General features: G+C 42.1%; 8 protein-coding genes and 4 pseudogenes. 5 read left to right on the top strand and 7 right to left on the bottom strand.

Going from position 1 to position 12,320, the window contains the following annotated elements; all coding sequences use genetic code 11:
* Positions 1-70: pseudogene (locus NJD71_RS14040) on the bottom strand (transposase); the annotation flags it as partial.
* Positions 71-140: 70 nt separating this feature from the next.
* On the opposite strand from NJD71_RS14040, the pseudogene NJD71_RS13090 reads away from it, so the two are divergent.
* The 3 genes and pseudogenes from NJD71_RS13090 to NJD71_RS13080 form a co-directional block, all read left to right on the top strand.
* Positions 141-362, top strand: a pseudogene (locus tag NJD71_RS13090) (restriction endonuclease subunit S); the annotation flags it as partial.
* Positions 355-3,456: an HsdR family type I site-specific deoxyribonuclease gene (locus NJD71_RS13085; protein ID WP_319052355.1), complete on the top strand. Its 3,102-nt coding sequence runs from the start codon at positions 355-357 to the stop codon at positions 3,454-3,456. The pseudogene NJD71_RS13090 and the gene NJD71_RS13085, both read left to right, overlap by 8 nt.
* A 206-nt stretch (positions 3,457-3,662) precedes the next feature.
* Positions 3,663-4,298, top strand: coding sequence for an Abi family protein (locus NJD71_RS13080; RefSeq protein WP_319052354.1), 636 nt, complete (start codon positions 3,663-3,665; stop codon positions 4,296-4,298).
* Between the two features lie 194 nt (positions 4,299-4,492).
* Here the strand turns inward: NJD71_RS13080 and NJD71_RS13075 are convergent.
* The 5 genes and pseudogenes from NJD71_RS13075 to NJD71_RS13055 all read right to left on the bottom strand — a co-directional run.
* Positions 4,493-4,615, bottom strand: a pseudogene (locus tag NJD71_RS13075) (cation diffusion facilitator family transporter); the annotation flags it as partial.
* A gap of 86 nt (positions 4,616-4,701) precedes the next feature.
* The gene (locus NJD71_RS13070; protein ID WP_160022865.1) at positions 4,702-7,842 is read right to left on the bottom strand and encodes an efflux RND transporter permease subunit; all 3,141 of its coding nucleotides are present in this window, start codon (positions 7,840-7,842) and stop codon (positions 4,702-4,704) included.
* Positions 7,832-9,061: an efflux RND transporter periplasmic adaptor subunit gene (locus NJD71_RS13065; RefSeq protein WP_068034974.1), complete on the bottom strand. Its 1,230-nt coding sequence runs from the start codon at positions 9,059-9,061 to the stop codon at positions 7,832-7,834. The genes NJD71_RS13070 and NJD71_RS13065 overlap by 11 nt, the downstream gene beginning before the upstream one ends.
* Before the next feature lies 1 nt (position 9,062).
* Positions 9,063-10,388, bottom strand: coding sequence for a TolC family protein (locus NJD71_RS13060; protein ID WP_201578551.1), 1,326 nt, complete (start codon positions 10,386-10,388; stop codon positions 9,063-9,065).
* A gap of 48 nt (positions 10,389-10,436) precedes the next feature.
* A complete protein-coding gene (locus tag NJD71_RS13055) occupies positions 10,437-10,850 on the bottom strand; it encodes a cation efflux protein, CzcI-like (protein WP_227502390.1) in 414 nt (137 codons plus the stop codon).
* A 166-nt stretch (positions 10,851-11,016) separates the two neighbouring features.
* Here NJD71_RS13055 and NJD71_RS13050 point away from each other — a divergent pair.
* Both NJD71_RS13050 and NJD71_RS13045 read left to right on the top strand, forming a co-directional pair.
* A pseudogene (locus NJD71_RS13050) lies at positions 11,017-11,133 on the top strand (transposase); the annotation flags it as partial.
* Between the two features lie 126 nt (positions 11,134-11,259).
* Positions 11,260-11,589: a four-helix bundle copper-binding protein gene (locus NJD71_RS13045; protein ID WP_084212324.1), complete on the top strand. Its 330-nt coding sequence runs from the start codon at positions 11,260-11,262 to the stop codon at positions 11,587-11,589.
* A gap of 317 nt (positions 11,590-11,906) precedes the next feature.
* Here the strand turns inward: NJD71_RS13045 and NJD71_RS13040 are convergent, their stop codons facing one another.
* Positions 11,907-12,218 carry an NUDIX domain-containing protein gene (locus NJD71_RS13040; RefSeq protein WP_319052353.1) on the bottom strand — a complete coding sequence of 104 codons (312 nt, stop codon included), beginning with the start codon at positions 12,216-12,218 and terminating at the stop codon, positions 11,907-11,909.
* Between the last annotated feature and the right edge of the window lie 102 nt (positions 12,219-12,320).

The raw sequence follows: 12,320 nt of genomic DNA, 5'->3' as shown, positions 1-12,320 counted from the left end.
TGTCATCGAAGCTGTTCATGCTACCAGCCATTTGCTCGGCTAGTTTTTTAATGTCAGATTGAGTCGTCATTGCTTATTCTCCTGTTAATGGATTATAAGCAGTTACACAGTTTTTAGGAAACTCCCCGGTAAACTCATCGGTTACTTCCCTACGTAGACCAATGCTTTTGAATTTTCCCATACAAGTCCCTAGCCTTACCGAACAAAAACGCATCGTTTCTATTCTCGATAAATTCGACGCCTTAACCACATCTCTGACCGAAGGTCTCCCGCGTGAAATAGAGCTGCGCCAACAGCAATATGAGCATTACCGTAACCTGCTGTTAAGCTTCCCTAAGTCTGAGGTAGTAGCTCATGACTGACCAAACAAAAACCATTGCTGAATCGAATAATTTTATCGTCCTCAATAAATATACCAAGTGCGATCAGCCTGATGGCGGCTATCAAACTGAGGATGATCTAGAGCGCGAATTACTTAAAGACCTACAAAACCAAGGTTATGAATTTGTCGCTGGTTTAAATTCCCCCAAAACTATGTTGGCTAACGTGCGTGTACAGCTGCAAGCCTTAAATAACGTGCAGTTCACCGATGACGAGTGGCAACGCTTTGTGATGGAATATTTGGATAATCCTAGTGATAACAGCACGGATAAAGCCCGTAAGATTCATGATGATCATATCCATGACTTTACGTTTGACGACGGACGGCTGCAAAACATCGCGCTACTCGATAAGAAAAACATTCCACGCAATAAAGTACAGGTGATCAAGCAGTTTGCTCAAACAGGCTCACAGGCGAATCGCTACGACGTTACTGTTTTGGTCAATGGCTTGCCATTGGTACAAATTGAGCTTAAAAAGCGCGGCGTTGCCATCCGCGAAGCCTTTAACCAAGTACATCGTTATAGCAAAGAGAGCTTTAACTCCGATAACTCCTTATATAAATATCTACAGCTGTTTGTGATCTCAAATGGCACCGATACCCGCTACTTTGCCAATACCACCAAACGCAATAAAAACAGCTTTGATTTCACCATGAACTGGGCGAGATCAGACAATACCCTAATCAAAGACTTAAAAGATTTTACCGCAACCTTCTTTCAAAAAAACACCTTATTAAACGTGCTGATGCATTACACCGTCTTTGATGTGAGTAATACCTCATTGGTGATGCGTCCGTATCAGATTGCCGCTACTGAGCGCATTTTATGGAAGATAAACAGTGCCTATCAATCCAAAAAGTGGAGCACTCTCGAGAGTGGCGGCTATATTTGGCATACCACAGGCTCAGGTAAGACTTTAACCAGTTTTAAAGCTGCCCGCCTAGCAACGTCACTGCCTTTTATTGATAAGGTGTTTTTTGTGGTGGATCGTAAAGATCTTGATTATCAAACCATGAAAGAGTATCAGCGCTTCTCCCCTGATAGCGTTAACGGCTCCGACAGTACCGCAGGTCTAAAGCGTAACCTTGAAAAAGATGATAATAAAATTGTTGTCACCACCATTCAAAAGCTAAATAACCTGATCAAAGGTGAGGCTGACTTACCCATTTATCATAAACAAGTGGTGTTTATCTTTGATGAGGCACACCGTAGCCAGTTTGGTGAAGCACAAAAGAACTTAAAGAAGAAGTTTAAAAAGTACTACCAGTTTGGTTTTACCGGCACTCCTATCTTCCCAGAGAACGCTTTGGGTGCAGAGACGACTGCCAGTGTTTTTGGCCACGAACTGCATTCATACGTCATCACTGATGCCATTCGTGATGAGAAGGTCTTGAAGTTTAAGGTGGACTACAATGATGTACGCCCACAGTTTCAGGCCATTGAAAGCGAGCAAGATGAGAAGAAGCTTACAGCTGCTGAAAACAAGCAGCTGTTATTACACCCTGATCGTATTGAAGAGATCTCAAAGTACGTTTTAAAAAGCTTTAGGCAAAAAACCCATCGCTTAAAAGGAAGTGGCAAAGGTTTTAATGCCATGTTTGCTGTTAGTAGTGTGGACGCAGCAAAGGCTTACTATGAGACCTTGAATCAGCTACAAAAGGACAGCGAGAGACCCTTAAAGATTGCCACTATCTTTTCTTATGCTGCCAATGAAGAACAAGACGCAATCGGTGACATTGCTGACGAAGGCTTTGAGCCTACCGCCATGAATAGCAGTGCTAAAGAATTTTTAAGCCGTGCTATTCATGATTACAACGAGATGTTTAAGACCAATTACGGCGTAGACAGTAAGTCTTTTCAAAACTACTACCGTGATCTTGCAGGACGCGTTATTAAGCAGGATGTGGATTTACTGATTGTTGTCGGTATGTTCCTCACAGGTTTTGATGCGCCGACCTTAAACACGCTCTATGTTGATAAAAACCTTCGCTATCACGGACTGATGCAGGCGTTCTCACGTACTAACCGCATTTATGATGCCACTAAGACCTTTGGTAACATCGTGACGTTTCGTGACTTAGAGCAAGCGACCATTGATGCCATCACCTTATTTGGGGATAGAAACACTAAGAACGTCGTGTTAGAAAAAAGTTATAGGGAGTATCTAGAAGGCTTTACCGATATTACGACAGGCAAAGCACGGCGTGGCTATTTGGAGGTGATTAAGGAGCTGCAGCAACGCTTTCCTAACCCTGATGATATTGTCAAAGAGGCGGACAAAAAGGACTTTGCTAAGTTATTTGGTGAATATTTACGTGTCGAGAACATCTTACAAAACTATGATGAGTTCGCAAGCCTAAAAGCGCTTCAAAGCATAGATATTACTGATAATGAGGCAGTTGAGATGTTCAAAGCTGAGCACTATTTGACTGATGAAGATCTTGCTGCCATGCAAAGCATCGATGTACCTGCTGAACGAGAAGTACAAGACTATCGATCAACGTACAACGACATACGTGACTGGCTGCGCCGTGAAAAAGCAGCCAAGGATCAAAGTGAGTCTTCGCTTGATTGGGATGAAGTGGTTTTTGAAGTGGATCTTCTTAAGTCTCAAGAGATTAACCTTGATTACATCCTTGAGCTGATTTTTGAGCATAATAAAAACACCAAAGATAAATCTGCCTTGGTTGAAGAAGTACGCCGAGTGATTCGAGCAAGCCTTGGTAATCGTGCTAAAGAAAGCCTGGTAGTAGATTTCATCAATAAAACCAACTTGGATAACATCCCTGATAAATCCAGCATTATTGAGGCCTTCTTTAGCTTTGCTCAAACAGAGCAGCAGCGTGAAGCCCAAGATATGATTGTTGCTGAAAATCTTAATGAAGAGGCAGCTAAGCGTTATATCACCGCGTCTCTAAAGCGTGAGTATGCCAGTGAGAATGGGACAGAGTTAAATACCATCTTACCTAAACTGAGTCCATTGAATCCCCAATACTTGACCAAGAAGCAAAGCGTTTTGCAGAAAATTGCGGCTTTCGTTGAGAAGTTTAAGGGTGTTGGTGGGAAGGTTTAGCATTAATTGCTATTGAGAAGCACTTTTCTGAATATGCTGCATTCGGAACAAGAATAATGACGACAAATCAATGTTGAAAAATAATATTTGATAAAGTTAAAAAAAAGAAAACCCTGCACAAGGGCAGGGTTTTCGCATCTGTCTAGGGGGGAGGTGTTAACCTACGATACCCCTAGCTCACAATTTAATTATAAGGCTTTGTAGGTATGAATTCAACTGTTAACGGTGAAAGGGTAAAAAGTACGCTATCTTCACCCAGACTATCTACTTACGAAAAAGAAGTTTCTGACCTAGATAGCGCTTTAGAATTGTATCTATGGAATGCAAATGTATCAGGCGCTTTTTTACCTTGCCTACATATTTGTGAGGTGACTATTAGAAATGCGGTTTCAGAGGTGTTGTTTAAGCTACATGGTAACCAGTGGCCTTGGAATAACGGTTTTATAAATACTTTGCCTAATCCTGCAAGAATAAACCTACAGCAAGCAAGCACCAAGTCATCTGATGTCAATAAGGTCATACCTGAGCTAAACTTTGTATTTTGGCAAAAAATGTTTACCAGTCGTCATGATGATCAGTTGTGGCTTCCGTATTTTAGAACTGTTTTTCCTAATGCTAATACCAATATTACGGTAAAAGCGTTAAGAGGTGAGATGTATAATGATCTCGAGAGGATTCAAAAATTAAGAAATCGTATAGCTCACCATGAGCCAGTATTTAGTAGAAAGCTTGATGAAGATTATCAGGCAATCATAAAAATAATCGGATATAGATGTAATGATACAGCTGAATGGTTGAACTTAAACCAGAGTGTAGGCTCGATGTTGAGCAAAAAGCCTTAAAAGAGGGGACTTTCCTAAACTTTGTGTAACTTCTTATACCCTATTAGCAAATAGAAGTTACACAAAATCCAAGATGGGCTCGTGGTCGATGCCAATCCGTAACTGGACGTCTGCTCTGAATCGTTTTATGATTATGTTTGATGACCGTATCAGCAAGCATTTAATCTAAACGGCAGTTACACAGAATTCGGGATGGTCTCAAAAGCAGCGACAACTTCTACTATTAAAAAAGTAGTCGTTAAACCTAAGGCAACCATTAACTTCTTACTATTTTCTTCAGTAACAACCGCATGGCTATGATCATGATGTTCTGACATAAAATATTTTCCTTATTCTATTTATGATGAGCAGAGATATTGGATAACAGCCAATATCTCTGCTGTAAATCGACTAATCTATTGGATTAAGAAACTTTTTTTTCATTTATCCAACGATAAAGCACGGGTAACAGCACCAAAGTTAGTAATGTTGAAGAGATAATCCCGCCAATCACTACGGTTGCCAGTGGCCGTTGAACCTCAGCCCCTGTTCCGGTTGACAGCGCCATTGGTACAAAACCCAGTGAAGCCACACAAGCTGTCATCAACACTGGTCTTAAGCGCAAAATAGCCCCTTGCCACACGGCTTTATGCACTGGATATTTGTCCCTTAATTCATTAATAAAGGTCAGCATTACCAGTCCATTGAGGACTGCAACACCAGATAAGGCAATAAAGCCAATTCCAGCTGACATCGATAATGGAATATCCCTTAGCCAAAGGAACAGCACACCACCGGTCAAGGCAAAGGGTATCCCGGTAAAGACCAATAGACTTTCTTTGACATTGTGAAAGACCGCCATCAGTAAAATAAAGATAGTGATTAAAGTCAGTGGAATCACGATTTGCATCCGTGCTTTGGCTGAAGCCAAATTTTCAAACTGACCGCCATATTCTATCCAATAACCACTTGGCAAAGTGTATGCTTTGAGCTGTGTCTGTACATCAGAAACAAAAGACCCTAAATCACGCCCTTCAACATTCGTTGTAACCACAACTCGGCGTTTACCATTTTCTCGACTGACTTGGTTGATTCCTTCAATGGTCGAGACTTGCGCGACATCCGACAATAAAATACTGCCACCATTTGGAAGCTGAATAGGTAACTGGGAAACAGATGCGACACTACGGTCTTGCTCTCCAAGACGGATAACAAAATCAAAACGACGATCGCCTTCTAAAATCTCTCCCACGCTTTGTCCACCAATATTGGTTGCCACAAGGTCTTGAATTGAACGCACACTCAAACCATATTGTGCAGCCAAAGTTTTATTTACCTCGACATTCAGTAATGGCAAACCTGAGGTCTGCTCAACTTTCACGGCACTGCTACCCGATATTTGCTGAATGATTTTGGAGATTTTAGTCGCCTCAGTATTGAGGACATTCATATCATCACCGAAGATTTTCACACCAACATCACTACGCACACCTGAGATCAATTCATTAAATCGGAGTTCAATCGGTTGTGAAAATTCACTATTATTGCCTGGAATCGTGGCTAAATACGTCACCATACGGCCACGTAATTCATCTAAACTTTCTTTAGGATTTGGCCATTCTGAACGAGGCTTTAACATGATATAGCCATCTGAAATATTGGGTGGCATGACATCTGTTGCAACCTCGGCTGTACCCGTTCTGGCAAATACTGCCTTAATTTCAGGGAAACTCTTTAAAAGAAGTTTTTCAGTATTCTCCTGAATACGTAAAGACTCTTCTAAGCCTGTACTTGGTGAACGTAACTGTTGTATCGCAAAGTCTCCTTCACTGAGCTGTGGTGCAAATTCACTGCCGAGTTTGGTACTGATAAATCCCGTAATCACTAATAAACACAGTGCAAAAGTCAGCACAACTGCTTTGTATTGATACGAAATATCAAGAGTTTGCTGATATTTAGCTTTTAGCCATAACATCCAACGACTTTCTTTTTCTTGAATATCGCCTTTGACCCACAATGCCACAGCAGCAGGCACAAAGGTGATCGATAAAATAATGGCTGCAACAAGGGCGAGTACCACTGCCAATGCCATCGGATGGAACATTTTTGCTTCCACACCACTTAAAGCAAAAATCGGCAAATACACCACCAAAATAATAAGCTGACCAAAAATAAGAGGACGACGTGCTTGGCGGGCAGCCAGAAAAACTTCCTTAAAGCGTTCACTTTGTGTGAGAGGTCGTTTTAACAGTTGCTGTGTATGGGCTAAACGCCGGATACAGTTTTCGACAATCACCACAGCACCATCGACAATGATGCCGAAATCGAGTGCACCTAAACTCATCAGATTGGCACTGATATTTTGCTGTGCCATCCCGGTTAAGGTAAACAGCATAGAGAGTGGAATGACACAGGCAGTAATCAAGGCAGCACGGATATTCCCTAAAAACAGGAACAGAATGATGATGACCAGGATTGCTCCCTCTACCAAGTTTTTCTGAACGGTTTTAATCGCCTTCTCAACCAAGGTAGTACGGTCGTACACCGTTTCAATCACTACCCCTTTAGGCAAACTATTCTGAATATCTTGAAGCTTGGCATCCACAGCTTTAGAAACAGTCTGGCTATTTCCACCCATCGCCATCATGACAATCCCTAAAACGGTTTCTTTGCCGTTATAGGTTGCCCCACCGGTTCTTAAATCATGCCCAATAGAGACTTGCGCAATATCACCAACCCGAATTGGGCTGCCATTTGGGCTACCCAGCATGGTGTTCTCAATATCAGAAAGCCCATTGAATGCACCCGGTACACGTACCGTCAGTTGCTGACCATTGTCTTCAATATAACCTGCACCTCGGTTCTCATTATTTTGCGCTAAAGCCTGTTGCAGTTGTTCTAATGAGATATTCAGTTGCTGCATCCGGTTTAAATCGGGAGAGACCACATAGGTTTTTTCAAAACCACCAATACTGTTGACCTCTGCAACTCCCTTAACACGTTGCAGTTGAGGACGCACAATCCAGTCCTGAATCTCACGCAAATCCATCGGCGTGTATGCAGTTCCATCCGGCTTTTTCGCATTCGGATCTGCCTTCAGTACCCATTGATAAATCTCACCGAGACCCGTAGAAACGGGGGACATCGTCGGTGCGATTTGTGCAGGCAACTCAGATTGCGCCTCCTGTGTCCGTTGGTTAATCTGCTGACGGGCCCAATAAATATCAGTCCCATCTTTAAAGATAATGGTGACTTGAGAGAGTCCATAACGGGATATGGAACGGGTAAGCTCCAGATCCGGAATGCCAGCCATGGCATTTTCAATGGGATAGGTAATCAGCTGTTCGACTTCAAGCGCAGTAAAACCCTTGGCTTGAGTATTAAGCTGGACTTGGGTATTGGTAATATCGGGTACAGCATCAATCGGGAGTTTCTGATAGCTATACACCCCGACCGCAATCCAGGTACAGGCAAAGAGCAACACCCAAATCGCATTTTGTATGGAAAACTGAATGATTCGTTCGAATAAACCTTCTGGTTTTGGCAGATCAGAATTAATGTCCATGGCCTGCCTCGTCTTTTTCTAATTCAGATTTCAACAAGAAACTGCCTTGAGCGATATACTTCTGCCCTTCAGTCAGCCCAGAAATCACTTCAAGCCATTGTCCATCACTTGAAGCCTGCCCCAATTGCACTTTCTGTGCTTTTAAGTGGACTTGACCTTTTTGTTCTGAATCTACGATGAAAATACTGTCTTCACCTTCAATACTTTGCAGCGCAGACTTTTGAATCCGAAGGGCTGATTTTGCTGTAGCTTCCGGAATCAACACTCTCACTAACACATTAGAACGCAACTCAGTAGCTTGCGCATCGAGTTTTGCGCGCACCACCAGACGCCCTGTTTGTACATCTGCCTGAGAGGTTAAGCTTTGTACAGTAGCTTTATAGCTTTGATCTGAATCATTCACTTTAAAGTCAATTTTTTGCCCGGCTTGCAGTTGACCTGAGAATTGATTCGGCAAATTAAACTCAAGCCATAAATCTTTCAGCTGTTCAATGACAAAGAGCTGATTAGCCAGTTGCACATTTTCACCGACCACAATATCTTTTTGACTGATCACCCCAGAGATCGGTGCTTTAATCAGAAAACGCCCATTGTTATTGCCACTTGCACCTAATGCATTTAAACGTGCTTGTGAGGACTGGACAGTAATCTGCGCTTGACGGTAGGCATTTTCGGCACGCTGGTAATCCTGTTTGGCAGAAACCCCCTGTGACCAGAGTTGCTGTTCGCGCTGGTAATCTTTACGGGCCAAATCCAGATTCACCTGTGCCATACGCAGATTTGCCTGTTGGTCGATCAGTTCAGGCACGGTTAGTACAGCCAGCGTTTGTCCTTTTTGCACGCTCTGTCCTAAAGCCACATTGATCTGCTCGACATAACCACTAAAATTAGGCGATATATGCGCTTGTTGATCGGTATTCACCACCAATTTACCTGGCAGGGTTGTCAGCTTTTCAACCAATCCTGTGGATGCAACAGCAACTTTTAAACCTTGTTCAACCATTTGTTGGCTGGTCAGTTGTATTTCGCCTTCTTCAGCATGTCCTTCTTCAGAACTATCTTCATCAGAATATTCGGCATTTCCCTCATCATAACCACGCCCCTCAGATTCAGTTTTTTTTGAACTTAACCAAATAGCCAGACTGACCAAGACCGTAATCAGAATCAAAATTGCAATCATGAGAGACTGGGATATTTTTCCGTTTTGCTTGGCGTTCATTTTATCGTGCTCCCCCATTGATTAAATTTTGCGATGCTTCGACTGCCTTTTTATTCAGTTGTGTATAGGCATCCGAACGGCTAATTTCTTCATAACTTGTGCCAATACTGAGTGCCTCAGCTGCTAGGGCAGTTTGCCAAGCTTGACGTAGAGTTTGTAATTGACCCAATCGAAGATTCTGCAGTTGGGTGGTTGCTTGCTGAACGTCGGTAATGGACAGTTTCCCTGCCTGAAACCCTAGTAAAGTACGGCTCTGAACTTTGGTCGCCAAAGTAACTTGTGCTGTTGTGGCATCGAACTGGCTACGTAAACCTTTGAGCTGATGCATGCTGTTGGCAATATCGAGTATTTGTTGCTTCAGCTCACGCTGCTGCTGTTGGTTCAGCAATATTTGCTGTTGCTGGACCATCGGGATCGCATATTGCTGGCGATTGAAAATATTCAGTGGAATAGCCACGCCGATTACTAAAGTCGTATCGTTGCTTTCATTAGGGGTTTTGCTACGTTTCATGCCTACATTTAAAGTCGGATTGGGACGTGCCTGAATTCTTAAATTTTCAATTTGATGATCCGATTGCTGAATGTTCAAGGCATAGAATTTTTCTAGCCACCCTTCAGCAATATACCGTTGCACAGTTTGGAGACTTTGCTCTGGCCAAGGGATAGCGGTTTTATTCAATTGAAGATGTGAAGATGTTTCTCCCCCCCACAAATTAGACAGCTGACGACCGGCAGCTTGTTTATTCAGCATCGCTTGCTCATAAAGTCGTTGGATTTCTAGCGCTTCAATTTGGGCACGCTCAAAATCAACCAGGGCAATACTGCCTGCCTGATAGCGTTTCTGGGCACTGTCCAGATTGACTTTACTTGTTTTTAACTGTACTGAATAAGCAGACTGCTCAACCTCAGCAAGTGCAAATTGCGACCATGCAAATTTAACAATCAGTTGGCTTTGTGCCTTCCATAATTGCTGTTGCAATTGGATTTGTTGATTCGAGGTATTGGCAATCACCCGGTTCAGCTTACGCTGACCAAATAGATCTAGAGGTTGACTAACGCCAACATTGAATTCCTGTTCTTGACCTGAGCCAAAGCCAGACTGTTCTAAACTTATACTTGGATTCTGCCATAACCGACTTTGCTGAATATTCAATTCAGATATTTGCTGAACTTGTTGCCACGGCTTGTCTTGAGTCTGGTAACTTTGTACTTTTGCTAAAGCGGATTCAAAGCTGGTAACGTTTTCAGCATAGCTATATTGCATAGCCGCTGCACATATACAAGCAACCAAGCTATGACGCAAGAGTATAATTGATTGTGAAGACATGATTTTTCCCACTTATTTAAATAATAAAAGTGGTGGGAATGTTTTAGGCTACCCCACCATGAGCGGGGAAAATTCGGGAGGTAGGCTTTGTTGAAACAGGTCAGGAGCCTGATAGCTGTTTTTCCAATGAAATTGTGGATTCACTTTAACTTCAGAGCTTGGATGAAACACATCTACTTTTTCATTTTGTACAATCAAATGCATCATCGATGGTAGATGATCTTGATGATCTTCACCGATTTCTAAATCGCTACTGAATGTTTTTATGTTTTCTGACTGTCCATTATGATCGTGTTGACGACTATCGCTGGCACACAAGGTATTTTGGTGATGACCAAAATGATAACTCTGCTGTGATTGAGGCTGTTGTTCATGGACACAAAAGGCCGCCGCCACATTCCAAAAGCTTTGGAACATGAACAATCCAACCAAGACTGTAATCCATGTAGTAGAACGCATCATCTGAACCGTACCGGGTTTGTCGGAGACTTTTTATTTAAGTTAGGCCACCTGACCTAACGGGTTAATCTTATCATTGTACATTGCTTCAAACTCAAAAGGCAATTTTCCATGAGAGTTTCCCAAACTTTGTGTAACTGCTTATAATCCACTAACAGGAGAATAAGCAATGACTAACCAATCTGACATCAAGAAACTGGCTGAGCAAATGGCCAGCAGCATGAAAAGCTTCGATGACATCAAAGACTTTCAAAAGCAGCTCATGCAGTCCTTCATCGACACTGCATTTACACTCTCCTAAAACCATTTAACAAAATCTATGACTATTTTACTTTCCCTTACATAATCGTCCTAGTGTATATCTTTTTTTTGATTAGCATTTTCCTAAATCAATTGACTTTAGGTAAGTATGATGAACGATATCCAATTTTCAGATTGCGCAAAGGCATGTATGAGCTGTTACCTTACCTGTGCCAGTTGTGCAAATGCCTGTCTAAAAGAAGAAAATCTGGAGATGATGCGAGAATGTATTCAGCGTTGTCTAGATTGTGCAGATATTTGTCAGCTCTGTGCTCGTATGCAGCAAACAGAATCTCCTTTTATGAAAGAAATTTGTGAGCTTTGTGCCAAGGCTTGTGAATACTGTGCAGATGAATGTAGCCAACATGAGCATCAATACTGCCAGCAATGTGCTGATGCTTGCCGTGAATGTGCCGTCGAATGTCGAAAAATGGTTGCCTGATAAATAAAAGAATTAGTTGAGTTTAGGATTTACTCAATGAATAGCCAACGTGTTAGTTGTTAGTGGGTCAAACCACTAACAACTCGCAAAAAATGGCTGAATTTGTGGACGTTGTTTTTGCGATTCGATCCAAAGAGAGTACTTTGATTGAACGCGCATGAGTAAATCAGCACTAATACCTAAAGCATCGTGCAAACGTAAGGCTACATCGGCTGTTACTGGGAGGGTGTAAATAATTCTGTGTAAATACAGTTTTATTTACACAGAATTATTTACACCCTCCCCCTGGGGTATAGAATATCGAACTTTCTTACTTTTTAGAGTAACTCAGCTGCTTGTAATGCTATTTCTTTAACATCTAAGCTAAGGGCTAAATCTGCATTGATCAAATCTTCAATATCGAAAAATCTAGCTTCTAGGGCGTCATCACCTGCTAGAGGATCACCAGAAACCCAAATACAAAGTACGGCTACAAGAACAAAATGGTGACGAAGCTTACCACTACTATCAAAGTCAAACGCGTCTACAGCGTTAAATGTCTTAAAGGCTTTTGATACAATGCTTGTCTCTTCATAAAGTTCACGAACGGCAGCATCTTTAACAGGGTAATCATCCCAACCATAAGACACTTATCAAATAGAATTAAGCTGCGTGGTTTAGTTTCTGTATTGGCGTAAAGCCGCCATTGCCCATATTCGGGCGCTCGTGATTGTAGTGATATAACCAGTCCT

Source organism: Psychrobacter sp. PP-21 (assembly GCF_033790785.1).
In the GTDB taxonomy this organism is placed as follows: Bacteria; Pseudomonadota; Gammaproteobacteria; order Pseudomonadales; family Moraxellaceae; genus Psychrobacter.
Note: the sequence above shows the minus strand (reverse complement) of the source record. Positions and strands in the feature narration are given on the sequence as shown.

What these genes read in the sequence shown, in the direction of transcription:
- NJD71_RS13045 (WP_084212324.1), top strand. Translation starts at nt 11,260, where the DNA reads ATGAACGATATCCAATTTTCAGATTGCGCAAAGGCATGTATGAGCTGT.
- NJD71_RS13060 (WP_201578551.1), bottom strand. Translation starts at nt 10,388, where the DNA reads ATGTCTTCACAATCAATTATACTCTTGCGTCATAGCTTGGTTGCTTGT.
- NJD71_RS13065 (WP_068034974.1), bottom strand. Translation starts at nt 9,061, where the DNA reads ATGAACGCCAAGCAAAACGGAAAAATATCCCAGTCTCTCATGATTGCA.
- NJD71_RS13085 (WP_319052355.1), top strand. Translation starts at nt 355, where the DNA reads ATGACTGACCAAACAAAAACCATTGCTGAATCGAATAATTTTATCGTC.
- NJD71_RS13055 (WP_227502390.1), bottom strand. Translation starts at nt 10,850, where the DNA reads ATGATGCGTTCTACTACATGGATTACAGTCTTGGTTGGATTGTTCATG.
- NJD71_RS13070 (WP_160022865.1), bottom strand. Translation starts at nt 7,842, where the DNA reads ATGGACATTAATTCTGATCTGCCAAAACCAGAAGGTTTATTCGAACGA.
- NJD71_RS13080 (WP_319052354.1), top strand. Translation starts at nt 3,663, where the DNA reads ATGAATTCAACTGTTAACGGTGAAAGGGTAAAAAGTACGCTATCTTCA.